The sequence below is a fragment of the Cupriavidus alkaliphilus genome (assembly GCF_014191175.1).
GTDB lineage: Bacteria > Pseudomonadota > Gammaproteobacteria > Burkholderiales > Burkholderiaceae > Cupriavidus > Cupriavidus alkaliphilus.
The window spans coordinates 1-22,454 of sequence record NZ_JACHWE010000001.1 but is presented as its reverse complement, the minus strand read 5'-3'; the positions used below and the strand labels follow the sequence as shown (position 1 = coordinate 22,454).

Annotated in this window: 20 protein-coding genes; 7 read left to right on the top strand and 13 right to left on the bottom strand. The window is 67.2% G+C overall.

Going from position 1 to position 22,454, the window contains the following annotated elements:
* Positions 1 to 3: 3 nt before the first annotated feature.
* On the bottom strand, positions 4 to 432 hold the full coding sequence (gene mraZ, locus FHX60_RS00100) for a division/cell wall cluster transcriptional repressor MraZ (RefSeq protein ID WP_010814778.1): 429 nt from the start codon (positions 430 to 432) through the stop codon (positions 4 to 6).
* A gap of 437 nt (positions 433 to 869) precedes the next feature.
* Positions 870 to 1,493, bottom strand: coding sequence for a 2-polyprenyl-3-methyl-6-methoxy-1,4-benzoquinone monooxygenase (coq7, locus tag FHX60_RS00095; RefSeq protein WP_092307317.1), 624 nt, complete (start codon positions 1,491 to 1,493; stop codon positions 870 to 872).
* 337 nt (positions 1,494 to 1,830) lie between these two features.
* Between coq7 and FHX60_RS00090 the strand changes: the two genes are divergently transcribed.
* From FHX60_RS00090 to FHX60_RS00075, 4 genes are all read left to right on the top strand, one after another.
* Positions 1,831 to 2,964, top strand: a complete 1,134-nt coding sequence (locus FHX60_RS00090; RefSeq protein ID WP_183282225.1) for a porin — start codon at positions 1,831 to 1,833, stop codon at positions 2,962 to 2,964.
* Positions 2,965 to 3,136: 172 nt separating this feature from the next.
* Entirely contained in the window at positions 3,137 to 4,138 is a 1,002-nt protein-coding gene (locus FHX60_RS00085; protein WP_116600852.1) for a Bug family tripartite tricarboxylate transporter substrate binding protein, read from the top strand.
* A 153-nt stretch (positions 4,139 to 4,291) separates the two neighbouring features.
* Positions 4,292 to 4,795 (top strand): MarR family winged helix-turn-helix transcriptional regulator, encoded by a 504-nt coding sequence (locus FHX60_RS00080; RefSeq protein ID WP_062801825.1) that lies wholly within the window; start codon positions 4,292 to 4,294, stop codon positions 4,793 to 4,795.
* Entirely contained in the window at positions 4,792 to 5,241 is a 450-nt protein-coding gene (locus tag FHX60_RS00075; RefSeq protein ID WP_092306188.1) for a hypothetical protein, read from the top strand. Before FHX60_RS00080 ends, FHX60_RS00075 begins: the two co-directional genes overlap by 4 nt.
* Positions 5,242 to 5,315: 74 nt before the next feature.
* On the opposite strand, the gene FHX60_RS00070 is transcribed toward FHX60_RS00075, so the two are convergent.
* The 4 genes from FHX60_RS00070 to FHX60_RS00055 form a co-directional block, all read right to left on the bottom strand.
* Positions 5,316 to 6,998, bottom strand: coding sequence for a long-chain fatty acid--CoA ligase (locus FHX60_RS00070; RefSeq protein WP_092306186.1), 1,683 nt, complete (start codon positions 6,996 to 6,998; stop codon positions 5,316 to 5,318).
* A gap of 188 nt (positions 6,999 to 7,186) precedes the next feature.
* A complete protein-coding gene (locus tag FHX60_RS00065) occupies positions 7,187 to 7,849 on the bottom strand; it encodes a TetR/AcrR family transcriptional regulator (RefSeq protein WP_183282224.1) in 663 nt (220 codons plus the stop codon).
* Between the two features lie 68 nt (positions 7,850 to 7,917).
* Positions 7,918 to 9,051, bottom strand: coding sequence for an aminopeptidase (locus FHX60_RS00060; protein WP_183282223.1), 1,134 nt, complete (start codon positions 9,049 to 9,051; stop codon positions 7,918 to 7,920).
* A complete protein-coding gene (locus FHX60_RS00055; RefSeq protein WP_183282222.1) occupies positions 9,048 to 11,156 on the bottom strand; it encodes a molybdopterin-containing oxidoreductase family protein in 2,109 nt (702 codons plus the stop codon). Before FHX60_RS00055 ends, FHX60_RS00060 begins: the two co-directional genes overlap by 4 nt.
* A gap of 289 nt (positions 11,157 to 11,445) precedes the next feature.
* On the opposite strand from FHX60_RS00055, the gene FHX60_RS00050 reads away from it, so the two are divergent.
* Positions 11,446 to 12,648, top strand: coding sequence for an ABC transporter substrate-binding protein (locus tag FHX60_RS00050; RefSeq protein ID WP_183282221.1), 1,203 nt, complete (start codon positions 11,446 to 11,448; stop codon positions 12,646 to 12,648).
* 177 nt (positions 12,649 to 12,825) lie between these two features.
* Here FHX60_RS00050 and FHX60_RS00045 read toward each other — a convergent pair whose 3' ends face one another.
* The 6 genes from FHX60_RS00045 to FHX60_RS00020 form a co-directional block, all read right to left on the bottom strand.
* The gene (locus FHX60_RS00045; RefSeq protein ID WP_183282813.1) at positions 12,826 to 13,857 is read right to left on the bottom strand and encodes an ABC transporter ATP-binding protein; all 1,032 of its coding nucleotides are present in this window, start codon (positions 13,855 to 13,857) and stop codon (positions 12,826 to 12,828) included.
* Between the two features lie 26 nt (positions 13,858 to 13,883).
* Positions 13,884 to 14,882 carry an ABC transporter ATP-binding protein gene (locus FHX60_RS00040; RefSeq protein WP_112776898.1) on the bottom strand — a complete coding sequence of 333 codons (999 nt, stop codon included), beginning with the start codon at positions 14,880 to 14,882 and terminating at the stop codon, positions 13,884 to 13,886.
* Positions 14,883 to 14,907: 25 nt separating this feature from the next.
* On the bottom strand, positions 14,908 to 15,840 hold the full coding sequence (locus FHX60_RS00035; RefSeq protein WP_112776899.1) for an ABC transporter permease: 933 nt from the start codon (positions 15,838 to 15,840) through the stop codon (positions 14,908 to 14,910).
* A gap of 3 nt (positions 15,841 to 15,843) precedes the next feature.
* Positions 15,844 to 16,821, bottom strand: coding sequence for an ABC transporter permease (locus FHX60_RS00030; RefSeq protein WP_183282220.1), 978 nt, complete (start codon positions 16,819 to 16,821; stop codon positions 15,844 to 15,846).
* A gap of 115 nt (positions 16,822 to 16,936) precedes the next feature.
* Positions 16,937 to 18,523, bottom strand: coding sequence for an ABC transporter substrate-binding protein (locus FHX60_RS00025; RefSeq protein ID WP_112776900.1), 1,587 nt, complete (start codon positions 18,521 to 18,523; stop codon positions 16,937 to 16,939).
* A 66-nt stretch (positions 18,524 to 18,589) separates the two neighbouring features.
* Positions 18,590 to 18,790, bottom strand: a complete 201-nt coding sequence (locus tag FHX60_RS00020) for a hypothetical protein (protein WP_141693700.1) — start codon at positions 18,788 to 18,790, stop codon at positions 18,590 to 18,592.
* Positions 18,791 to 18,846: 56 nt separating this feature from the next.
* Here FHX60_RS00020 and FHX60_RS00015 point away from each other — a divergent pair, with 56 nt between their 5' ends.
* Both FHX60_RS00015 and FHX60_RS00010 read left to right on the top strand, forming a co-directional pair.
* Positions 18,847 to 20,040, top strand: coding sequence for a M20 aminoacylase family protein (locus FHX60_RS00015; RefSeq protein ID WP_183282219.1), 1,194 nt, complete (start codon positions 18,847 to 18,849; stop codon positions 20,038 to 20,040).
* Positions 20,041 to 20,128: 88 nt separating this feature from the next.
* Positions 20,129 to 21,154 (top strand): DUF2891 domain-containing protein, encoded by a 1,026-nt coding sequence (locus FHX60_RS00010; RefSeq protein WP_183282218.1) that lies wholly within the window; start codon positions 20,129 to 20,131, stop codon positions 21,152 to 21,154.
* Positions 21,155 to 21,174: 20 nt separating this feature from the next.
* On the opposite strand, the gene FHX60_RS00005 is transcribed toward FHX60_RS00010, so the two are convergent.
* Positions 21,175 to 22,122 carry a DUF3047 domain-containing protein gene (locus FHX60_RS00005; protein ID WP_183282217.1) on the bottom strand — a complete coding sequence of 316 codons (948 nt, stop codon included), beginning with the start codon at positions 22,120 to 22,122 and terminating at the stop codon, positions 21,175 to 21,177.
* Positions 22,123 to 22,454: the final 332 nt, after the last annotated feature.

Sequence of the window (22,454 nt, the reverse complement as noted above, 5' to 3'; positions counted from 1 at the left end):
TCTTCAGAAAGAGAAATTCTTCAATGCTTCGGGCATGCCCTGCGCCATCGCCTGCTGTTCCTTGGCGGCGTAGGTTGCGGCATCCCACACTTCGAAATGACTGCCCATGCCGAGCAGCATGACTTCCTTGTCGAGCATGGCGGCACTGCGCAGCTCCGGTGCAATCAGCACGCGGCCCGCGCCGTCCATCTCCACGTCGGCGGCGTTGCCCAGGAAGATGCGCTTCCACCAGTGCGCATCCATCGGCAGCGCTGCAATGCGCGTGCGGAAGGTTTCCCACTCGGGCCGGGGAAACAGCAGCAGGCAGCCATCCGGGTGCTTGGTCAGCGTCACCCGGCCCTCGGCCTGCTGTTGCAGCGCTTCGCGATGCCGGGACGGAATCGACATCCGACCCTTGGCATCCAGCGACAGCGCCGATGCTCCCTGAAACAAGCTTGCTCCCGGTCCATGCCGGCCCTGCGAACGCTTCGCCGGCCGGCATGCGCGTGAATCCTTCCGTTCCGGCTATAGCGAGAATCATCCCATGGCCGGGGCCCAATTTCACACAAAAATACACTTCCTCACACTATTTCCCACTTTAGAGGAAGCGATATGGGCGGTCAAGGCTGCAGGCGGGGCAGCAAACGAGATTTTTTTAATCAGAACAATGACTTAGCGCGCACACCTCACGCACCGGAAAAGTGAATCCTTAATGAAATGAAGATCTTAGGGAGGAAAGCAGAGAAACCACCTGAGAACCACTTGCGGAGGAACTGCCGACCGCGCGGGAAAGACCTGTCCCGGCGCGCGCCCCGAGGATACAACAATTGCCCGCCAGCCCTGCTGAATTCAGGGCTGGGTGGGAGACGCCCGATTCCGGGCGGCGGACCTCAGATGCGGTAGGCGGCGGTGGTCATCACGCGCGAGGCACCGCGCATCAGGGCCCGCACCGGCGCGGGCAGGGGCATGCCGCCGGCCTCGCGCGCGGCGTCGCCATGGCGGATCTCGTCGTCGCGCATCTGCTCGAGGATGGCGCGGGAGCGCCCGTCGGACTCAGGCAGGCGGTCCAGGTGTCCGCCGAGGTGGTGCTCGACCTGGCGCTCGGTCTCGGCAACGAAGCCGAGGCTGACGCGATCGCCAGCGCGGCCGGCGACCCAGCCGATGGCGAAGGCACCGGCGTACCAGAGCGGATTGAGCAGGCTCGGACGCGAGCCCAGCTCGCGCAGGCGCTCGGCGCACCAGGCCAGGTGGTCTTCCTCTTCGCGCGCGGCGGCGTCCATCTGCGCGCGCACGGCGCCGTTGCGCGCGGTCAGCTTCTGCGCCTGGTACAGGGCCTGGGCACAGACCTCGCCGACATGGTTGATGCGCATCAGGCCGGCCACATGGCGGCGCTCCTCGGCGCTCATCTGTTCGGTGTCCGGCGCCAGCCGGTCAGCCGGGTTGGCGCGCGCCGAACGCGTGGCGCCGGCAATGGCGCGCAGGGCCACGTCGAATTCTTTGATCAGGTTGTCCATGTCGCGGAGGCGGTTGGAATCGGTGCCCGGGCAAGCCCCTGCCATGGTGGGGTGCGCGGTCGCGGCGCGGCACGCCGGGGCGCCATCGGGATTACCCGTATTGTAGCTTGCCTCTAATCGCCGCCAGCCCGCATCCCGCCTTGCGTTGATACGCCCGGCTACTCAGAAACCCTGAGTTGTTAAAACAAGACAAGGGGTTGGGCCCCAATGGTGAACGAAAAGTTGTTTGTTACAGTACTTCGCAACTTCCAAGGAAGTTTGACGCACGGGAGATGGAGACCATCAGGAGGTTCTTCCGCGCCGTCACCAATAATTCTTACAGTGGAGATCAACGAGCATGAAGAAATCGCTTCTGGCGCTGGCAGCGCTTGGCGCATTTGCTGGGGCGGCGCAGGCCCAATCGAGCGTGACCCTGTACGGTGTGGTGGATGCCAACATCGAATACGTGAGCAACATGTCCAGCGTCACGCCGTCGGCCGCCAACGGCCTCGCAACGGGCCCGGCGGAAAACGTCTTCCGCCTGACCTCGGGCGGCCTGTCCGGCTCGCGTTGGGGTCTGCGCGGCGTGGAAGACCTCGGCAGCGGCATGAAGGCGCTGTTCGTGCTCGAAAGCGGTTTCGGTCTCGATGATGGCCGGTCGCAGCAAGGCGGCCGCCTGTTCGGTCGTCAGGCTTATGTCGGCCTGGAAAGCAATCAAGTTGGCCGCTTCACCTTCGGTCGCCAGTACACCACGCTGTTCGACATGATGGCCAACTTCTCGCCGACCGGCTACGCCACCCAGTATGAGCCGGTGGTAGCGCAGCTGGGCCTGAACTTCCGCTCGGACAACACCGCCAAGTACACCGGCAAGTTCGGTCCGGTAACGGCAATCGCCCACTGGTCGTTCGGCAACGGCGTGGCCGGCGCCGGCGAGGTCCCGGGCCAGTTCCGCCGCGACACCGGCTACGGTGCCGGCCTGGCGTGGGCAGCGGGCCCGTTCGGCATTTCCGCGGCCTACGACCAGTACAACCCGACCCTGAACGCCGCCGGCGGCACCGGTGACTTCAAGAAGGCCGCCGTTGCAGCGAGCTACGCCTTCGGCCCGGCCAAGCTGATGGCCGGCTACCGCTGGGGCATGAACAAGGCCCCCAACGACAGCACCATCCTGAAGGACAACTACTACTGGGTGGGTGCCAACTACCAGGTCACCCCGGCGCTGGGCCTGACGCTCGCCTACTTCTACGACGACGTCAAGAACCTGAACCTGGCCGCTACCGGCACCACCAACAACATCAAGAACCCCTGGCAGATCTCGTTTGTCGCGGACTACAACCTGTCCAAGCGCACCGACGTCTACCTGACCACCGCCTACTCGAAGAACGCCGGCGTCAACTTCGACACCTCGGCCATCAGCTTCGCCAACGGCTACTTCCTTGGCACCGGCAAGGACAACATGGTCGGCGTCGCGGTGGGCATCCGCCACAAGTTCTGATCCGCCTCCCAAGGCCGATCCTGCAAGGCACCTTCGGGTGCCTTTTTTCATTGCGGCCCCCTGCGTGCACGCCATAGGGCATCACCTCATCGGCGCCGCCGCGGGTGCCGACTAGAATGCACTCACCATACGTACCGTGGGCTATCCAGCGGGCCACAACAGGAGACCAAGCATGCAACCCACTCGCCGGCGCGTCGTTGCGCTGCTGCTGTCCGCCAGCCTCGGCGCGCTTGCCAGCCAGCCGGCGCTGGCCGCCGATCCGTATCCGGCCAAACCGATCCGGCTGGTGGTGCCCTTCGCCGCCGGCGGCACCACCGACATCCTGGCGCGCGCGGTTGCGGCCGAACTCGGCAAGCTGCCAGGCTGGAACGTGGTGGTCGACAACAAGCCCGGCGCCGGCGGCAATATCGGCGCCGACATCGTCGCCAAGGCCGCCCCCGACGGCTACACGCTGCTGATGGGCACCGTCGGCACCCACGGCATCAACCAGTCGCTGTACGGCAAGCTGCCGTTCGACCCGATCAAGGACTTCGCGCCGATCACCGAGGTGGCGGCGGTACCCAACGTGCTGGTGCTCAATCCGGCGTTTGCGCAACAGAACAAGATCGACAGCGTCAAGGACCTGATCGCCTATGCACGCGCCAATCCCGGCAAGATCAACATGGCCTCGAGCGGCAACGGCACTTCGATCCACCTGGCCGGCGAGCTGTTCAAGACGCAAACCCGGACCTTCATGGTGCACTTCCCGTACAAGGGCAGCGGTCCCGCGCTGACCGACCTGGCGGGCGGCACCATGCAGGTGATGTTCGACAACCTGCCGTCGTCGATGGCGCTGATCAAGAGCGGCAAGCTCAAGGCGCTGGCAGTGACCAGCGCCAAGCCGTCGCCGGCGCTGCCGGGCGTGCCGACCATCGCCCAGGCCGCCGGCCTGCCGCAGTACGAGGCCAGCTCCTGGTTCGGCATGCTGGCGCCGGCCGGCACGCCGCCGGAGGTGATCCAGCGCATCCATCAGGAAGTGGCCAAGGCCCTGGGTGCCCCGGCGGTGCGCGAACGGCTGCAGGCGCAGGGCGCCGAACCGGTCGGCAACACGCCGGAGCAGTTCGCCGCCTTCATCCGCGCCGAAACCGCGAAATGGGCCAAGGTGGTCAAGGATTCGGGCGCCAAGGTGGATTGATGCCGGATTGCGCCGGATCGCCTTGAATTGATCGCGGGCAGGGCCGCGGCGCACATCGCGCATATACTTGAGGCATCAAATGTCGGCCGCCCGCAGTGTGGGCGGCCCCTGGCGGCGCTTGCCGCACACCTGCCACCCCAGGCCGCACCGAAGATGCCAAACCTGTCTCCTGCGGCCGGCGCCGAGAGCGCGCCGGTCGACCTCGAAACCCGCGCCGACCACACCGAGCACGAGGCCCTGCGGCTGTGGCTGCGGCTGCTGACCTGCACCAACCTGATCGAAGCCGATATCCGCTCGCGGCTGCGCCAGGACTTCGCCTGCACCCTGCCCCGCTTCGACCTGATGGCCCAGCTCGACCGCCATCCCGAAGGGCTCAAGATGGGCGAGCTGTCGCGCCGCATGATGGTGACCGGCGGCAACGTCACGGGCATCACCGACCAGCTGCAGCAGGAAGGGCTGGTCTCGCGCGAGGCCCTGCCCACCGATCGGCGCGCCTATCTGATCCGCCTGACGCCGGCCGGGCGCGCCGCGTTCTCGCGCATGGCGCGCGCGCATGAGGACTGGATCGGGCAACTGTTCTCGGGCCTGGCCGAGACCGACCGGCGCGCCTTGTTCCGACTGCTGGGCCGGCTCAAATCCGGCCTGATCTCGCCATGAAACCGCTTGCCATGCTTACCCTGTGCGGCCTGCTGCCGGTGCTGGCTGCCTGCAGCAGCACACCGCAGCCCCCGCAGGTTACCCCGGTGAACGCCACCATCAAGCTGGGCCGCGTCACCGAAAGAGTGTTCCTGACCCGCCTGGACGTGGCCCAGGTGCCCCCTTACTACGGCGGCGGCACCAGCGTCGGCGTGGGTGCCGCCAGCGGCGGACACGGCGGCGGCGGCGTCGGCGTGGGCTTTGCCTTCGACCTGAGCCGGCTGTTCAACAAGCCCGCGCCGGTGCAGCAGGTGGACCTGTTCCAGTACAAGGTGCGCACCCTGGATGGCGCGATGGTGACAGCCAACGCACCGGCGGCGCCAGGGCTGGAGCCGGGCGCCTGCGTGCGCGTGATCTACCCCGACGGCGGCCAAGAGGCGCGGCTGGCGCCATCGAACGAGTGCTGAGCCTGAACGACCCCGCCTGAATGCACAACGGCCTCCGAGGAGGCCGTTGTCGTCTGCCGTCGCAGGGACGGGGTTCAGGCTGCCGCGCGGCTGTCGCGCAGCTCGCGGCGCAGGATCTTGCCGACGTTGGTCTTCGGCAGCTCGGTGCGGAACTCGACGTACTTGGGCCGCTTGTAGCCGGTCAGGCGCTCCTTGCAGAACTCGATCACGTCGGCCTCGGTCAGCCCCGGGTCCTTCTTCACCACGAACAGCTTGACCACCTCGCCCGAGTGCGTGTCCGGCACGCCGACGGCCGCCACTTCCAGCACGCCCGGGCACTCCGCCACCACGCCTTCGACTTCGTTCGGATAGACGTTGAAGCCCGACACCAGGATCATGTCCTTCTTGCGGTCGACGATCCGGGTATAGCCGCGCTCGTCCATCATGCCGATATCGCCGGTCTTGAAGAAGCCGTCCGGGGTCATGACCTTGGCGGTCTCGTCCGGGCGGTTCCAGTAGCCGGCCATCACCTGCGGGCCGCGGATGCAGATCTCGCCGGGCTGGCCCAGCGGCACGTCGTTGCCGTCGTCGTCGCGGATCACGACTTCGGTCGACGGCAGCGGCATGCCGATGGTGCCCGAGAACGCATCGGTGTCGGTCGGGTTGCAGGTGGCCGACGGCGAGGTCTCGGACAGGCCGTAGCCTTCGATGATGGGGCAGCCGGTCTTGGCCAGCCATTGCTTGGCCACCGCCTCCTGCACCGCCATGCCGCCGCCGTTGGCCACGCGCAGGCCGGAGAAGTCGACCTTGCCGATCTCCGGGTTGTTGAGCAGCGCGTTATACAGCGTGTTGACGGCCGGGAACATGTTGAACTTGTACTTCTGCAGTTCCTTGATGAAGCCCGGGATGTCGCGCGGATTCGGGATCAGCACGCTGGTGCCGCCGCTGCGCATGCCGAGCAGGCAGCAGACCGTCAGCGCGAAGATGTGGTACAGCGGCAGCGCCGTGATGGTGATGGGCTGGTCGATATGGGCGCCCTTGTTCAGCGCCGGCTGCATCCACGCCTCGGACTGCAGCACGTTGGCGACCACGTTCCGGTGCAGCAGCACCGCGCCCTTGGACACCCCCGTGGTGCCGCCCGTGTACTGCAGGAAGGCGATGTCGTCGGGCCCGGTGGTGGCCGGCTGCAGCGTCAGCTTGCGGCCTTCGGCCAGCACGCTGTTGAAGCGCACGCAGTTGGGCAGCTCCCACGCGGGCACCATCTTCTTGACGTTGCGCACGACGAAATTGACGATGGCGCCCTTCAGCCCGCCCAGCATGTCGCCCATGCTGGCCACCACCACGTGCTTGACCGGGGTCCGCGGCAGCACCTGCTGCAACGTCGCGGCGAAGTTCTCCAGGATCACGATGGCTTCGGCGCCGCTGTCCTTGAGCTGGTGCTCGAGCTCGCGCGGGGTATAGAGCGGGTTGACGTTGACCACCACGAAACCCGCGCGCAGCACCGCGGCCAGCACCACCGGGTATTGCAGCACGTTGGGCATCATGATGGCCACGCGCGCGCCGGGACGCAGCCCGCGCGATTGCAGCCATGCGGCAAAGTGGGTCGAGAGCCGGTCCAGTTCGCCGTAGGTGATGGCCTTGTCCATGCAGATAAAGGCCTTGCGGTCGGCATAGGTGTGGAAAGACGCCTCGAGCAGCGCAGCGAGCGAGCGGAACTGGCTGGCATCGATCTCGGCAGGGACGCCGGCCGGGTAGTGTTTCAGCCAAATTCTTTCCATAGCACCGTCTCCTGAATTTCTGAATGGTCGTTCGATTTTTCCGAGATGCTAAACGTGCGCCCCGGTTAAAACAACAACTTAGACGAAGTCCTCAGGGTCGTTCGCCAATCCTGGCCGCCCCTGGCGAGCATTATGCGCCACCGATCGGACATAGGCAGCGGGATAACCCCTAGGTGCCCGCGCCGCGCTCAACCGTCGCTGGGCAGCGCCAGCTTCATCATGCTGGCCGCGAGCTCGTGCGCCAGGGTCTCGGGGTCGGTGCGCCCGGGTTCGTGCCAGGTGTAGAGAAACCCGACCACGCTGCCGATCGCATGCGCGGTCACGCGTGCGTCGCCAAAGGCAAACACGCCCGCGCGCTTGCCTTCGTCCAGCAGCGCATAGAGGTCGCGATAGAAGTCCCGCGCCATGCTGTCGAGCCAGGACACGGTGTCCGGGCGCAGGTATTGCCGGTCGCGGAAGCTCAACGTGGCCGGCACGTGGCAAGCGATGCAGCGCCGCGCCATCTCGAGCAGGCAGGCGTGCAGGCGGGCCTGGACGGGTTGCGCCGGGTCGGCGGTCTCGCGGATCACGGGCAGGCAGGTCTGGGCCGACTCGCGGCACAGGATGTCGAAGATCTCGTACTTGTCAGTGAAGTAGTAGTACACCGCCGGCTTGGTCACGCCCAGCGCGCGGCATAGGTCGTTCATGGTCATGCCGGGGTAGCCCTTGCTGTAGAACAGCTGCGCGGCGGTATCGAGGATCTGCCGGCGGCGCGCCTCCTGGCGCTCGGCAATATGCGGGCGGGCCGGCTGGGGCTCCGGCAGCGCGCCCGAGGGCGGCGCCAGCGGTTCGGATCTGGGAGCAATCGACATGACGGCATTCTCGCACGGGGCGCGGGGGGCGCAGCCCCGTGGTTACCCGCCCGAAGCCCGCCTGCGGCCTAGTTGGCCGCGGCCTTGCCGCCCGCGGTCAGCGTGTCGGTGCGGGTCGCCGGCGGCGCCAGCCGGCGCAATGCCGCCTCGCGCTCGCCGGCGGGCAGCGCGCCGATGCGACGCGCCTCGGTATAGAAGCGCTGCCAGTCGCCGTCGCAGCGCGCCAGCAGCGCGGTAAAGGCCGGCACCCATTGCTGGTAGGTCGCCACCGCGGCCAGGTGGGCGTTGGTCAGCGGCTGGTCGAACCAGCGGTCATAGCCGCTGTACCCGCCCCACTCCGCCCGCAGCCGCGCATAGCCGGCGCGCAGGTCGGCAAAGATCTTCGCCTTGCCCTCGCGCTTGGCGGCGTCGTCGAGCGGGGTCTGGTACAGCGCCACCAGCCGGTCGCGCGTGCCCAGCAGCAGCGCGCGGAACTGCTGGCGCCGGGCGTCGTACTGGCGATAGCTGGCACGCGCGTCCTCCGACGCATCCTGGTCCAGCCAGCGTTCCACGCCGGCGGCTTCCACCGCGGTGGCGAAGGACTCGTTGAACGCGGTGTCGTTGCGCACGTACACCACCTGGTGCGCCAGTTCATGGAAGATCAGCCGCGCCAGTTCGCCCTCGGGCAGGTAGACGAAGGTATTGAGCAGCGGGTCATCGAAATAGCCCAGCGTCGAATAAGCGGGGACGCCGGCCACGTAGGTCTCGAGCCCGTCGCGGCGCAGATCTTGCGCATACTGCTCGGCGTCGGACTGGGCGTAGTAGCCGCGGTAGCTGATGCAGCCGACGATCGGGAAACACCACTTGCGCAGTTCCATCGACAGCTCCGGCGTGGCGAACACGCTCCACACCACGTAGGGCCGGTGCAGGTTGGCGTAGCGGCGGTAGCTGCCGTTGTCGGGCAGCTTCAGCTCGCGCGAGGCAAAGTCGCGCATGCGGCCGGCCAGCGCCAGGCGCTGGGCCAGGCGCGCATCGTTGGCGTCGCGCGCGCTGGCGATCGCGTCCGTCAGCGGTTGCGCCTGGGCCATCACGCCGAGATGCCCGCCGATCGACTGCGCGTAGTAGCCGACCGCCTCGCATCCCGCCGTCAGCAGCACCAGGGCCGCCAGCGCCGCCGCCCCCACGAGTGCCGCCCAGCCGCGGCGGCCGCGCGGCCGCGTCATGCCGCCTCGACTGCCCCTTGCGCGCAGGCCTCGACCTGCACCAGGCAGTCGTAGAACACCGGCGCGCGGCCCAGGTCGGTCAGGCGCTGGCTGGTCAGCTCATTGGCGTTCTTGCCGTCGGGCGCGAGCTTCTTCCACCAGATCGACAGCCCCACCACCAGGCCGCGCCGAGCGCGATCGGTGACGCGCGCGCGTGCCACCATGCTGCCGCGGTCATTGAAGGCGCGCACCAGCGCGCCGTGCACGATGCCGCGTTCGGCGGCGTCGGCCGGATGGATGTCCAGGTGCGGCTCGCCCTCGGTGGCGCGCAGGCTGTCGACGTTGACGAACGAGCTGTTGAGGAAATTGCGCGCCGGCGGCGAGATCATCGCCAGCGGATAGCGCGCGGCCAGTTCCGGCGCGGTCTGCGGCGCTTCGTACTGCGGCACGTAGTCGGGCAGCGGGTCGAAGCCATCGCGCGCCATCGGCTCCGAATAGAACTGGCACTTGCCCGAGGGCGTCGGAAAGCCGCCCTCGGCGAACGGCGCCGCCGGCAGCGCCAGCTTCTGCCAGCCCTGCGCTTTCAGCGAATCCCAGCTGATGCCGGCGGCGCGCGCATCGTCCGGCAGGATGGCCTGCGCGGCGATGGCCTCGTCGCTGTCGGTAAAGCAGGCGTCGGTAAAGCCCATGCGCTGCGCCAGCCGGCGGAAGATCTCGGTGTTGGGCAGGGCCGCGCCCAGCGGCGCGATGGCGGCGTTGTTGGCCAGGAAATAGGTATGGCCGTAGGCCTTGTGCACGTCGGTGTGCTCGAGCTGCGTGGTGGCGGGCAGGATGATGTCGGCATAGTCGGCGGTGTCGGTGCGGAAATGCTCCAGCACCACCGTGAACAGGTCCTCGCGCGCGAAGCCGGCGGCGACCTTGCCGGATTCCGGCGCCACTGCCACCGGGTTGCTGTTGTAGACCACCACCGCCTCGATGCGCGGCGCGCCGGGCGCGGGCTCGGCCAGCAAGGCATCGCCGATGGTGCTCATGTTGACCAGGCGCGGCAGCTGTTGAGGCCATCCCGGCAGCAGGTCCGGGCGCTGCAGCGCGGCTTCGTTGACGGGGAAGAAGCCCGAGGTCGACAGCTGCAGCCCACCCGCCGGATGGCGCCACGCGCCCACCAGCGACGGCAGGCACGCCACCGCGCGCACCGCCTGGCCGCCGCCGTGCACGCGCTGCATGCCGTAGTTGAGCCGGATCGCCACCGGCTGGCGCTCGCGCACCGCCAGCTGTCCGTAGAGCCCGGCCAGCCATTCGATGTCCTCGACCGGGATGCCGCAGATCTCGGCGGCGCGCGCCGGCGGATAGGCCTGCGCGCGCTCGCGCAGCGCCTCGAAGCCCACGGTGTGGCGCTCGATGTAGTCGTGGTCGAGCAGGCCGTCGCGGATCAGCACGTGCATCATCGCCAGCGCCAGCGCGCCGTCGGTGCCGGGCATCGGCGCGAGATGGCGGTGGCACTTCTCGGCGCTCAGCGAGCGGTACGGGTCGATCGCCACCAGCGTGGCGCCGCGCCGCTTGGCCTCCTGCGCGCGGGTCCAGAAGTGCAGGTTGGAGGCGATCGGGTTGCCGCCCCAGATGATCACCAGCCTGGCATCGACCACGTGCTCCATGTCCATGCCCACGCTGGCGCCGTAGGTGTAGCGCAGCGCGGTGGCCCCGGCGCTGGCGCAGATGGTACGGTCCAGCCGCGACGCGCCCAGCTTGTTGAAGAAGCGCGCGGCCATGCTCTCGCCCTGCACCAGCCCCATGGTGCCGGCATAGCTGTACGGCACGATCGCCTGCGGATCGCGCGCGGCGATCGCCTGCAGGCGCGTGGCGATCGTATCCAGCGCCTCGTCCCACGAGATCGGCGCGAACTTGCCCTCTCCCTTCTTGCCGACGCGCTTCATCGGCGTCAGCAGGCGGTCCGGGTGGTAGGTGCGCTCGGTGTAGCGCGACACCTTGGTGCAGAGCACGCCCTGCGTGCCGGGATGGTCAGGATCGCCCGCTACCTTGACGGCGCGTCCGTCCTCGACGGTGACGAGCAAGGCACAAGTATCGGGGCAGTCATGCGGGCAGGCGGCGCGGACGATGCGGGAAGCCATGGGGTCTCCGGGCGGGGGATGTGTTGTTTTCGTTCGGTCGTACGGAACGGGAGATGCCGGCGCAGGCGGCGGGTGGCGGCGCCTGCGTCGCGCCGGCGGGCGGCGCATTCCCCGTGCGTGCGGCGCGACGGCGGGGAGTATCTCGTCCCGATTGTATTCGATTATGATGTGCCGGCGCGCTCGCGGCACAGACCGGGACGCGCACCATGCCGCTCGATTTTTGGAACTCGCCGGCGCAGACCGGCCGACGCGGCGAACGGGTAACCGAACCATCATTCGCGGGGGGTTTATGTTTTTCCGATCCGGGGTCAATGGCCGGCTTGCCGGCCTGCTGGTGGCGTGCGCCATCGGCACGGGCGGCGCGTCCTGCGCCGCCTTGGCGGCGAACACCGCAGCCACTGCCGCCTCATCCGAGCAAGGCGTCACCGCCGACACCATCCTGCTGGGCCAGTCCGCCGCGCTGACGGGCCCGACCGCCGTGCTGGGCAAGCAGATGAACTCGGGCGCGCGGCTGTATTTCGACCACATCAACCAGCAGGGCGGCATCCACGGGCGCAAGATCCGGCTCGAGGCGCTCGACGACTACTACGAGCCCGAACCGGCGGCCAAGAACACCCGGAAACTGATCGAGGAAGACCGCGTCTTCGCCCTGTTCGGCTATGTCGGCACGCCCACCAGCCAGGCCGCGCTGCCGCTGGCGATCCAGGCCAGGGTGCCGTTCTTCGGTCCGTACACCGGTGCGCAGTCGCTGCGCGAGCCGCGCAGCCGCTACGTGTTCCATGTGCGCGCCGGGTACAACGAGGAAACCGCGGCCATCCTGCGTCAGATCCAGACCACCGGGCTCAAGCGCGTGGCCGTGGTCTACAACGAGGATGCCTACGGCAAGGCCGGCCTGGACGGGCTCGAGCGCGCGCTCAAGGCCGCGCCCGACAGCGGCGTGCAGATCGTCGCGCGCGAGCCCGTGGTGCGCAACACCACCGAGATCGGCGACGCCATGCAGGGCTCGATGAAGGCGAAGCCCGATGCGGTAGTGATGATCAGCGCGTACCGCACCGCCGGCGCGTTCGTGAAGGAAGCGCTGCGCCGCGGCTACAACGGCCAGTTCTACAACGTCTCCTTCGTCGGCACGCAGGCGCTGGCCAACGTGGTCGGCGCGCAGGGCAGCGGCGTGATCATCTCGCAGGTGATGCCGCACCCGGGCAACGCCACGCTGCCGATCGTGCGCGAATACCTGCGCCTGCTGCAGGCCGCCGGCAGGCCCAGCGAATTCGACTACGCCAGCATCGAGGGCTTCATCGCCGCCAAGACCTTCACCGAAGGCCTGCGCCGCGCGGGCAAGGACCTGACGCGCGAGAAGCTGGTGACCGCCTTGGAATCGATGCGCAACTACGACCTGGGCGGGTTTATCGTCAATTTCACGCCGGAGAACCATGTCGGTTCGAAGTTCGTGGAGATGACGATCATCAATTCGAAGGGGCAGGTGATTCGGTGAAGCGCTGAGCGAAACCGCATGTTTTCTCCCCTCTCCCGCTTGCGGGAGAGGGGCCGGGGGAGAGGGCAGGCGCTTGGCAAGCATCGAGGCGCCTCACTCCGTCGAGACTCCTGCCCTCTCCCCCGCCCCTCTCCCATAAATGGGAGAGGGGAGCAAACCAGCGCGAGTTGAGACGCCCTACTTCATGTCATTCAAATGGCATGCCGAGAACCGCAGCGGCGCGATCTCCTTGAGCAGCGGCTGCTCTTCGCGGCAACGCGGCATCGCGTGTGGGCAGCGCGGATGGAAATGGCAGCCGCTCGGCGGGTGCAGCGGCGACGGAATCTCGCCGCGGATCGCGACATAGGTCTTGCGCGCCACCTCCAGCTTCGGCGCCTCCGCCAGCAGCGCCTGCGTATAGGGGTGGTTGGGCGTGGCGAACACGTCTTCGGTCGGCGCGGACTCGACCACCCGTCCCAGGTACATGATCACCACCCGGTCGCTGATGTGCTTGACCACGCCCAGATCGTGGCTGATGAACAGGTAGGTCAGGTTCAGCTCTTCGCGCAGGCGCATGAACAGGTTCAGCACCTGGGCCTGGATCGACACGTCCAGCGCCGCCACGGATTCGTCGCAGACCAGGAACTCGGGCTTCACCGCCAGCGCGCGCGCAATGCCGATGCGCGCGCGCTGGCCGCCCGAAAACTGGTGCGGAAAGCGGCGCAGCACGGTCGGGTCCATGCCCACGCGCACCAGCATGTCCTCGACATAGCCCTTCTGCGCGCCGCGCCCGACCAGGCCGTGCACCACCGGCGCCTCGCCGACGATGTCGAGCACACGCAGCCGCGGGTTCAGCGAGGCATACGGATCCTGGAAGATCATCTGGATCGCCAGCTGCCTCTCGCGGCGCTTGTCCGGCGGCAGCTGGTCCAGATTGGTGCCGCGCCACAGCCGTACGCCCTCGGTCAGCGAGTGCAGGCCCACGGCCATTCGGCCGAGCGTGGATTTGCCACAGCCGGATTCACCCACCAGCCCCACCACCTCGCCGGCGCGGATGCTCAGGTCGACGCGGTCCACCGCATGCACCACCTCTTCGCGCGCATGCGCGCCGAACAGGTTGGCGATGCGCGCGGCGGCATCGAGCGACTTGACGAAGCGCTTGGACACGCCGCGCAGTTCGAGGATCGGCGCAGCGGGCGTGGCGCCTTCCTTTACGGCAGGTTCGGTCATCGGTCGGGATTGCAGTGCAGTGGCGTTCATGCCGCCTCCTGGTTGGCAAGCACCGGATGGAAACAACGCAGGCGGCGCCCGTCCGCGGTGGTTTCCAGCGGGGGGTCGGTCTTGCATGCAGCCGTCGCGTACGGGCAGCGCTCGCGGAACGAACAGCCGCCCGGCAGGTTCAGCAGCGACGGCGTCATGCCCGGGATCTGCCGCAGCGGCGCGCCGCGCGGATTGCGCGACGGCGCCGAGCTGATCAGGCCGTGCGTGTAGGGATGCTCAGGGTGCTCCAGCACCTGGCGCACGTCGCCGGCCTCGACAATCTTGCCGGCGTACATCACGCAGACGGAATCGGCCAGCCCCGCCACCACCGACAGATCGTGCGTAATCCAGATCAGCGCCGTGCCGGACTCGCGGCACAGGGTCTGCATCTCGTACAGGATCTGGCCCTGGATGGTAACGTCGAGCGCGGTGGTCGGTTCGTCGGCAATGATCAGGTCGGGCTTGTTCAGCAGCGCCGTGGCAATCGCCACGCGCTGGCGCATGCCGCCCGAGAACTGGTGCGGATAGGCCTGCAGGCGCTCGTCCGGCGACGGAATGCCGACCCGCGCCAGTGCATTGCGGGCGCGCTCGCGCGCCACCGCCTTGCTCACGTTCTCATGCGCCAGCACCGCCTCGATCATCTGCGTGTCGATGCGCAGCACCGGGTTCAGCGTCATCATCGGATCCTGGAAGATCATGGCGATGCGGTTGCCGCGCACGTCGCGCTGCTGCGCCGGCGTGAGCGCGCGCAGGTCGCGCGTGACGCCGTCGCGGCTGGTCAGCGCGATGCGGCCGTCGACGATCTTCCCGGGCGGGTCGATCAGGCCCATGATCGAGTAGCCTGTCATGGACTTGCCCGAGCCGGACTCGCCCACTAGCCCCATGATCTCGCCGCGGCCCACGGTGAAGGACACGTCGTCGACGGCCCTGGCGATGCCGCCGCGCGTATAGAAATGCGTTTTCAGGTGTTCGACCACCAGTGTCGGTTGTGCCATCGGGTGTGCCATCTCGTGCTCCCGGTTATTGCGTCTGCAGGCGCGGGTTCAGCACATCGCGCAGCTGGTCGGCGACCAAATTCATCGCGACGATGGTGACCACCAGCGCGATGCCCGGGAAGAAGCTGATCCAGTACTTGCCCGACAGCATGTACTGCTGGCCGTTCGAGATCAGCGAACCGAGCGACGGCTCGGTGATCGGCACGCCCAGTCCGAGGAAGGACAGCGTCGCCTCCAGCGTGATCGCCGAGGCCACCTGCAGAGCCGCGATCACGATCAGCGGCGGCAGGCAGTTGGGCAGCAGATGGCGGAACATGATGCGCGCGGGCGGCAGGCCCAGGCAGGTGGCGGCTTCGATGTATTCCTTGCGCCGTTCGACCAGCGCCGCGCTGCGCGTGGTGCGCGCGTAGTAGGCCCACTGCACCGCGACCAGCGCGATCACGATATTGCCCAGCCCGGGGCGCAGGAAGGCCAGCAGGATCAGCGCCAGCAGGATCGGCGGGAACGACAGCTGCAGGTCCGCCACGCGCATGATGAAGGCTTCGGTGCGCCCCCCGAGGAAGCCGGCCAGCAGGCCGAGCGTGGCGCCCAGCAACAGCGCGATCAGGGTGCTGACCACGCCCACGCCGATGCTGATGCGCAACCCGTACATCACCGCCGACAGGATGTCGCGGCCCTGCTCGTCCGAGCCCAGCAGGAAGGTCATGCCGGTGCCGGCCTGCTCGCCCGGCGCCAGGCGCGCGTCGAGCACGTCCAGCGTGGCCAGGTCATACGGGTTCTGCGGCGCCAGCCACGGCGCGAAGATGGCGATCAGGATGATCGTCACCAGCGTGGCCAGCCCGGCCACGGCGATCTTGCTGGCGAAGAACTCGGCGGCAAAGCGCCGCCATGGGGATTGCTCGCGCGCCGCGGCGCGCGGCGGCGTCTTGTCTTCGGGTTCGACAGTTACTGCGGTCATGGCTCAGCCCTTGTTGTCGGCAATGCGCACGCGCGGATCGAGCATGCTGTAGATGATGTCCACCACCAGGTTGATCAGGATGAACAGCGTCACGATCACCATCAGGTAGGCGACGATCACCGGCCGGTCCAGCAGCTGGATCGAGTCGATGATGAGCTTGCCCATGCCGGGCCACGCGAAGATGGTCTCGGTCACGATCGCAAAGGCGATGATCGAGCCGAACTGCAGCGCGATCACGGTGACGATGGGGATCAGGATGTTCTTCAGCACATGCACACCGACGATGCGGGTATTGGACAGCCCCTTGGCGCGTGCGAACTTGACGTAGTCCTGCAGCATCGCCTCCTGCGTGCCGGCGCGCGTGAGCCGGATCACCATGGCGATGTTGAGCAGCGACAGCGTCACCGCCGGCAGGATCAGGTGGCGGATGCCGTCCGCGGTCAGGAAGCTGAGCGGGATGCCCAGCACGCGCACGGTCTCGCCGCGGCCGTTGGACGGCAGCCAGCCCAGCTGCACCGCGAACACCATGATCAGCATCAGCCCGACCCAGAAGGTGGGCAGCGAGAAGCCCAGGATCGACACCGTCATGATCGACTTGCCGGCAATGCCCTTGGGCCGCAGCCCGGCCCACAGGCCCAGCGGGATGCCCAGCACGATCGCCAGCAGGATCGCGCAGATCGCCAGCTCCATGGTCGCCGGCATGCGCTCGAAGATCAGCTTGAGCGCCGGCGTGCCATGCGCGAACGAGGTACCGAGGTTGCCTTGCAGCGCGTTCTGCAGGAACACCCAGTACTGCTCCCATAGCGGCTTGTCCAGGCCCAGCGCCGCGATGGTGCGCTTGATGTCCTCCTGGTCGGCCTGCGGGTTGATCAGGATGTCGACGGGATTGCCGATGGCAAAGACGCCGAGGAAAACCAGCAGCGACATGACGAAGAGCACGACCAAGCTCTGCATCAGGCGCCGGATGATAAAGACCAGCATATTCAGACCACTATCCTTTCGCGCGGGAATGCGCACGCCGCCCGGGAGCGCCATGCGCTTCCAGGCGGCGCGGCAGCCATGCGCGGCACCGCGAACTCAGCAGCAGGCAGCCTGCTTACTGGGGCTTGAAGTTATGCGCGTACGTGCGCTCGTCGGTGCGCGGCACGTAGACGATGCCCTTCTGCGTGGCCCAGGTTGTCACCTGCTGGTGGATCGGGATGATACCGCCATCGTTGATCGCGATCGCGGTGGCTTCCTGCAGCAGCTTGGAACGCTCGGTGTCGTCCACCGTCGACAGCGCCTTTTCCAGCACCACGTCCATCTTCGGGTTGCAGTACTCACCCCAGTTGGTGGTGCCGAAGCCCTTCTTGCTGTCTTCGCACGCCAGCAGCGCGCGCAGCGGCGAGCTGACCTCGCCGGTCTGGGCGCCCCAGCCGAGCAGGCCGAACGACCACTCGTGCTTGATGCCCTTGGACGAGTACGTCGCCATCGGCATGCCCTCGACCTTGGTCGAGATGCCGATGCGGGTCAGGTTCTGCGCAATGGTCTGAGCGATCTTCTCGTCGTTGACGTAACGGTTGTTGGGCGTGTGCAGCGTCACGCCGAAACCGTTGGGGAAGCCCGCCTCGGCCAGCAGCTTCTTGGCGCCCTCGGGGTCATACTTGACCGTCTTCAGGTTGGGGTTGTAGCCGAACAGCGTGGGCGGCACCAGGTTGTTGGTGGGCTCGGACAGGCCTTCCATCAGCCGGTCCTTGATGCCCTGCCGGTTGATCGCCATGCTGATGGCATTGCGCACGCGCGTGTCCTTGAGCGGATTCTTGTCCAGCGGCGCGCCTTCCTTGGTGGTGACGTAAGGCGACTTGTCGCGCTTGGCATCGAAATACAGGTAGATCACGCGATGCGAGATCTTGGAGAAGAACGCCAGCTTGGGATCCTTGCGCACCTTGGGCAGGTCGGGCGTGGGCACGTTCTCGATGGCCTGCACATCGCCAGACAGCAGCGCCGCCAGGCGCGTCGCCGGGTTGGGGATAAAGCGCAGCGTGACCTTGTCCCAGGCCGGCTTGTTGCCCCAGTAGTCGTTGTTGCGCACCAGCTCGACCCGGTCGTCGCGCGCATAGCTGACGAACTTGAACGGGCCGGTGCCGATCATGCCCTTGCCCTGCGCGAAATCGTCCGAGCCCAGGCCCTGCGTGGCCTTCTTCTGCACGATGAAGATCGACGTGAGGTCGTTCAGCATCAGCGGATACGGCTGGCTGGTGGTGAGCTGGATGGTGTGCTTGTCGATGACCTTCTTGTTGACGATGGCCTTGGTGTAGACGTCGAACTTGCCCGGGCTGTTCTGGATGGTGGCGGGGCGGTCGAGCGACCAGATCACGTCCTCGGCGGTCAGCTCGGAGCCGTCGTGGAACTTCACGCCCTTGCGGATCTTGAATTCCCACGTGAGGTTGTTGACCAGCTTCCACGACTCGGCCAGGCCCGGGATGATGCGGCTGTCCGGGTCCATCTTGGTCAGCGAGTCGAAGATATGCTCGGAAACGTTGATGTTGGAGAACAGGTTGTAGAAGTGCGGATCCATCGAGGTCGGCGGCGAACTCATGGCCAGTTTGAGGTCCGCGGCCTGGGCGGTGCCGGCCAGCGCAAGGCCAAGGGCCCCCGCCACCGCGACCGCGCCAATTGCCTTCTTGAAAGTGCGAAGGGACATCGCGCAATTCTCCCTGTAGGAAGTGAAGCAGACGTTTTAGGATCGGCAATGCGCGCGCGCAGCGGGTCACGAGCGGCGCTGCTTTTTGGTGCGATGGGGCATCACAAAGCGACGGTATTGCCGGCCGGGCACTTCAAGCATGAACTGTTCCAGCAGTGCACATGCCACGGCAATGCGGGGAAACCCACCCGCGCCGGCATATTGCACTGCGCCAAGACGGCGAGCGCGCAGCAAATCGCCGCGTTTTGGCGCTTTCGCGACAGGCATCGTATGATCCGGGTATCCCATTGCTAACGCCTTCGACTCCAAGGCCGCCCGGCATCATGAAGCTCATCCCCGAAATCCTGCAGGCACAAGCCGAAATCCGCGCGATCCGGCGCGACATCCACGCCCACCCTGAACTCTGCTTCGAAGAGCAGCGCACCGCCGACGTAGTCGCGCGCAACCTGGAATCGTGGGGCATCGAAGTCCACCGCGGGCTGGGCACCACCGGCCTGGTCGGCGTGATCCGCAATGGCAGCAGCCCGCGCACCATCGGCCTGCGCGCCGACATGGACGCGCTGCCGCTGCAGGAAGCCAATACCTTCGAGCACCGCTCGCAGCACACCGGCAAGATGCACGCGTGCGGCCATGACGGCCACACCGCGATGCTGCTCGGCGCGGCGCGCTACCTGGCGCAGCACAAGCCCTTCGACGGCACCGTGCACCTGATCTTCCAGCCGGCCGAAGAAGGCGGCGGCGGCGCGCGCGAGATGATCAAGGACGGCCTGTTCGAGCGCTTTCCGTGCGACGCGGTGTTCGGCGTGCACAACTGGCCGGGCATGCCGATGGGCGCGTTCGGCACGCGCGCGGGCCCGCTGATGGCATCGAGCAACGAGTTCCGCATCGTCGTGCGCGGCAAGGGTGCGCATGCGGCCATGCCCAACAACGGCAACGACCCCGTATTCACCGCGGCGCAGATCGTGTCGGCGCTACAGGGAATCATCACGCGCAACAAGCGCCCGATCGATACCGCGGTGATCTCGGTCACGCAGTTCCATGCCGGCGATGCCACCAACATCGTGCCGGACCAGGCCTGGATCGGCGGTACCGTGCGTACCTTCACGGTGCCGGTGCTGGACCTGATCGAGCGGCGCATGGAAGAGGTGGCGCGCGCGGTGGCGTCGGCATTCGACTGCACCGTCGAATACGAATTCCACCGCAACTATCCGCCCACCATCAACAGCGAGGCTGAAACCGGCTTCGCCGTCTCGGTCGCCGCCGAACTGGTCGGCGCGGACAACGTCGACAGCCATGTCGAGCCCACCATGGGCGCCGAGGATTTCTCGTTCATGCTGCAGCACAAGCCGGGCTGCTATCTGCTCCTCGGCAATGGCGACGGCGGCCATCGCGATGCCGGCCATGGCCTCGGGCCTTGCATGCTGCACAACCCGAGCTACGATTTCAACGACGAGCTGCTGCCGGTCGGCTCGACCTTCTTCGTGCGGCTGGTGGAGAAGTGGCTCGCACCTGCCTGATGGCAGGCAGCTGATGGCATAGACCAGAGCGTGCCCGAGCACGCCTGCCTGAGCAGGGCAATACGATCAAACAAGGGGAGCTTCGGCGATGGGGCGTTCGGCGCTGGATCGCGAGACCGCGCGCAGCTTTGCGCGCGTGGCGCTGGAGAATATCCTGCGCCGTTATCCGTACAAGCTGGACCACATGATGGCGGGCGCCGGCGATCTCGCCGGACCGGCCGCCTGGCATCCGGTGTTTTGCGGCAGCTACGACTGGCACTCCAGCGTCCATATGCACTGGCTGCTGGTGCGGCTGCTGGCACTGCATCCGGACCTCGAGGACGCCCCGCGCATCCGCGCCATGCTGGACGCCCAGTTGCGTCCGGACGCCATGGCCGCCGAACTCGCGTATTTCCGCCGGCCTGACTCACGCACCTTCGAGCGCCCCTACGGCTGGGGCTGGATGCTGAAGTTGCAGGCCGAACTGCTGGCGCTGGCACGGCACGACCCGCATGCCGGCGCCTGGGCGGACGCCTGCGCGCCGCTGGCCTCGCATTTATCGCAGCAACTCGCGGATTTCCTCGATGCGGCAGTGTTCCCGGTACGCACCGGCACCCACTACAACAGCGCCTTCGCGCTGGTCATGGCGCTGGCCTATGCGCGCAACCATCAGGACCTGGCCTTGCGGCGCGCCATCGTAAGGCGCGCCCACCGCTGGTTCGGCCACGACCAGAAGTATCCGGCCCGCTACGAGCCCGGCGGCGATGAATTCCTGTCCGGCGGACTGACCGAGGCCGTGCTGATGCACGCGGTGATGGACGGCTGCGCGTTTTCGGAATGGTGGGAGCTGTTCGTGCCGGGCCAGGCCGAGCTGGCCAACTGGCTGACACCGGTCACGGTGACCAACCGCAACGACCCCAAGGCCGCGCACCTGGACGGACTGAACCTGTCGCGCGCCTGGTGCTGGCGCCTGCTGGAGCCGGCGCTGCCCGATCCGCTGCGGCCGCTGGCGATCCGCGCGTGGTCTGACCATATCGAGGCATCGCTGCCCCAGGCGCTGGAAGGCGAGTATGTGTCCACGCACTGGCTGGCCTCGTTCGCGGTGCTCGCGCTGGCCGAGCCGATCGGGGGCTGAGGCGCCCCCGGCGCGGCAATCTAGTCCAGCGCGATGTCGCCGTACCAGGCTTCGGCCTTGCTCTTGGTATTGTCGGTATCGGTCATGATGCCGACCGCGATGACCCGGCCAGGGTCGGTCCCGAACGCCTCGCGATAGTCGGCACGCAGATCGCGCTCGTGGCAACGCCACTCATTGGCGTGCTTCGTGCCGCTATCCACCACGATCATGCGCACGCGATCGGTATGCGGGTTCTTCACCACCGCGCCTTCCGCGCGCTGCCCGCCCCAGATATACATCAGCGTGGCGTACGGCATCTCGCGCCCGGTGGTCAGGCGCGCCATCTCGTACATCAACTGGTCCTTGAGTGGCAGCGCGCCCTTGTCGCCATCGAAGGCCACGAACAGCCGCAGCGGCGAATCCTCGCGCGGGCCATGGCTGTTGTCGGCGTTACGGATGATGCCGCCGGTTTTCCAGGTCCAGCGCAGCATGCCGGCATCGCGCTCGCGCAGCGGCACATAGAGGCCCGAGGCCGAGCTGTCGGCCTTGGCGTGCACCACGACCCGCTGGTCGACCTCGGCCATCGAATATGTGGTGGGAATCTTGTTGCGATTGATGGTCCACGGCTGCCAGCCCACGGGCAGGCGGTCGCGACGCGGCGAGACCGAAAACAAGGGCAATGTGGCGAGGGTGGCCGGCGAGGCGTCGGCGGATTCGCCATCGTCGCCGGCTTCGGCATCCGCCGCGAGGGTGTTGGCAGCGGCCAGGGCGTCGGGCTCGGTCACCGCGGCATCGGCCTGCGCCGCCGCGTGGGCAGCCATGCGCTCGGTGAAGGCCTGGCAATCGATGGCGGAGTTGGAAGTAACAGGCGCGGCGGGGGCCGGATGCTTTTGCGGCGCGGAAGGTTCAGGAGGAGTGGAAGCGCACCCTGCCAGCAACAGCGCGCCGGCGGCGCCAGTCAAAACCAGCCGAAACATCTTGGCCGTCATGTAACCCCTCGAAACCCGAAATCGCGGCCCTGCTCTGTCGGCATCGGCCCGCTCTATTGCTCACTGCTTGCTGCAAACACGTGTTGCAACCGCCTTCGTGCCACCCGTTGGCACTTGAGGGTCGAACATAGCAGAAGGTGGACCCGGCAGGAATGCGCCGCGACCCGCAATGCGGCATGAAAACAACGGGGATCGGCGTGCGGGCGACTGGCGCAGCGTTTTCGCCGCGCCAAAGACAAAACCCCTCGCAGCACACGCTGTCGAGGGGTTTTGCAGAATAAGAGCCTGGCGATGACCTACTTTCACACGGGAATCCGCACTATCATCGGCGC

Excerpts from the sequence above, each read along its gene's own strand:
- coq7 (WP_092307317.1), bottom strand. The coding sequence starts at position 1,493 with ATGGACAACCTGATCAAAGAATTCGACGTGGCCCTGCGCGCCATTGCC.
- FHX60_RS00090 (WP_183282225.1), top strand. The coding sequence starts at position 1,831 with ATGAAGAAATCGCTTCTGGCGCTGGCAGCGCTTGGCGCATTTGCTGGG.
- FHX60_RS00085 (WP_116600852.1), top strand. The coding sequence starts at position 3,137 with ATGCAACCCACTCGCCGGCGCGTCGTTGCGCTGCTGCTGTCCGCCAGC.
- FHX60_RS00080 (WP_062801825.1), top strand. The coding sequence starts at position 4,292 with ATGCCAAACCTGTCTCCTGCGGCCGGCGCCGAGAGCGCGCCGGTCGAC.
- FHX60_RS00075 (WP_092306188.1), top strand. The coding sequence starts at position 4,792 with ATGAAACCGCTTGCCATGCTTACCCTGTGCGGCCTGCTGCCGGTGCTG.
- FHX60_RS00070 (WP_092306186.1), bottom strand. The coding sequence starts at position 6,998 with ATGGAAAGAATTTGGCTGAAACACTACCCGGCCGGCGTCCCTGCCGAG.
- FHX60_RS00065 (WP_183282224.1), bottom strand. The coding sequence starts at position 7,849 with ATGTCGATTGCTCCCAGATCCGAACCGCTGGCGCCGCCCTCGGGCGCG.
- FHX60_RS00060 (WP_183282223.1), bottom strand. The coding sequence starts at position 9,051 with ATGACGCGGCCGCGCGGCCGCCGCGGCTGGGCGGCACTCGTGGGGGCG.
- FHX60_RS00055 (WP_183282222.1), bottom strand. The coding sequence starts at position 11,156 with ATGGCTTCCCGCATCGTCCGCGCCGCCTGCCCGCATGACTGCCCCGAT.
- FHX60_RS00050 (WP_183282221.1), top strand. The coding sequence starts at position 11,446 with ATGTTTTTCCGATCCGGGGTCAATGGCCGGCTTGCCGGCCTGCTGGTG.
- FHX60_RS00045 (WP_183282813.1), bottom strand. The coding sequence starts at position 13,857 with ATGACCGAACCTGCCGTAAAGGAAGGCGCCACGCCCGCTGCGCCGATC.
- FHX60_RS00040 (WP_112776898.1), bottom strand. The coding sequence starts at position 14,882 with ATGGCACAACCGACACTGGTGGTCGAACACCTGAAAACGCATTTCTAT.
- FHX60_RS00035 (WP_112776899.1), bottom strand. The coding sequence starts at position 15,840 with ATGACCGCAGTAACTGTCGAACCCGAAGACAAGACGCCGCCGCGCGCC.
- FHX60_RS00030 (WP_183282220.1), bottom strand. The coding sequence starts at position 16,821 with ATGCTGGTCTTTATCATCCGGCGCCTGATGCAGAGCTTGGTCGTGCTC.
- FHX60_RS00025 (WP_112776900.1), bottom strand. The coding sequence starts at position 18,523 with ATGTCCCTTCGCACTTTCAAGAAGGCAATTGGCGCGGTCGCGGTGGCG.
- FHX60_RS00020 (WP_141693700.1), bottom strand. The coding sequence starts at position 18,790 with ATGCCTGTCGCGAAAGCGCCAAAACGCGGCGATTTGCTGCGCGCTCGC.
- FHX60_RS00015 (WP_183282219.1), top strand. The coding sequence starts at position 18,847 with ATGAAGCTCATCCCCGAAATCCTGCAGGCACAAGCCGAAATCCGCGCG.
- FHX60_RS00010 (WP_183282218.1), top strand. The coding sequence starts at position 20,129 with ATGGGGCGTTCGGCGCTGGATCGCGAGACCGCGCGCAGCTTTGCGCGC.
- FHX60_RS00005 (WP_183282217.1), bottom strand. The coding sequence starts at position 22,122 with ATGACGGCCAAGATGTTTCGGCTGGTTTTGACTGGCGCCGCCGGCGCG.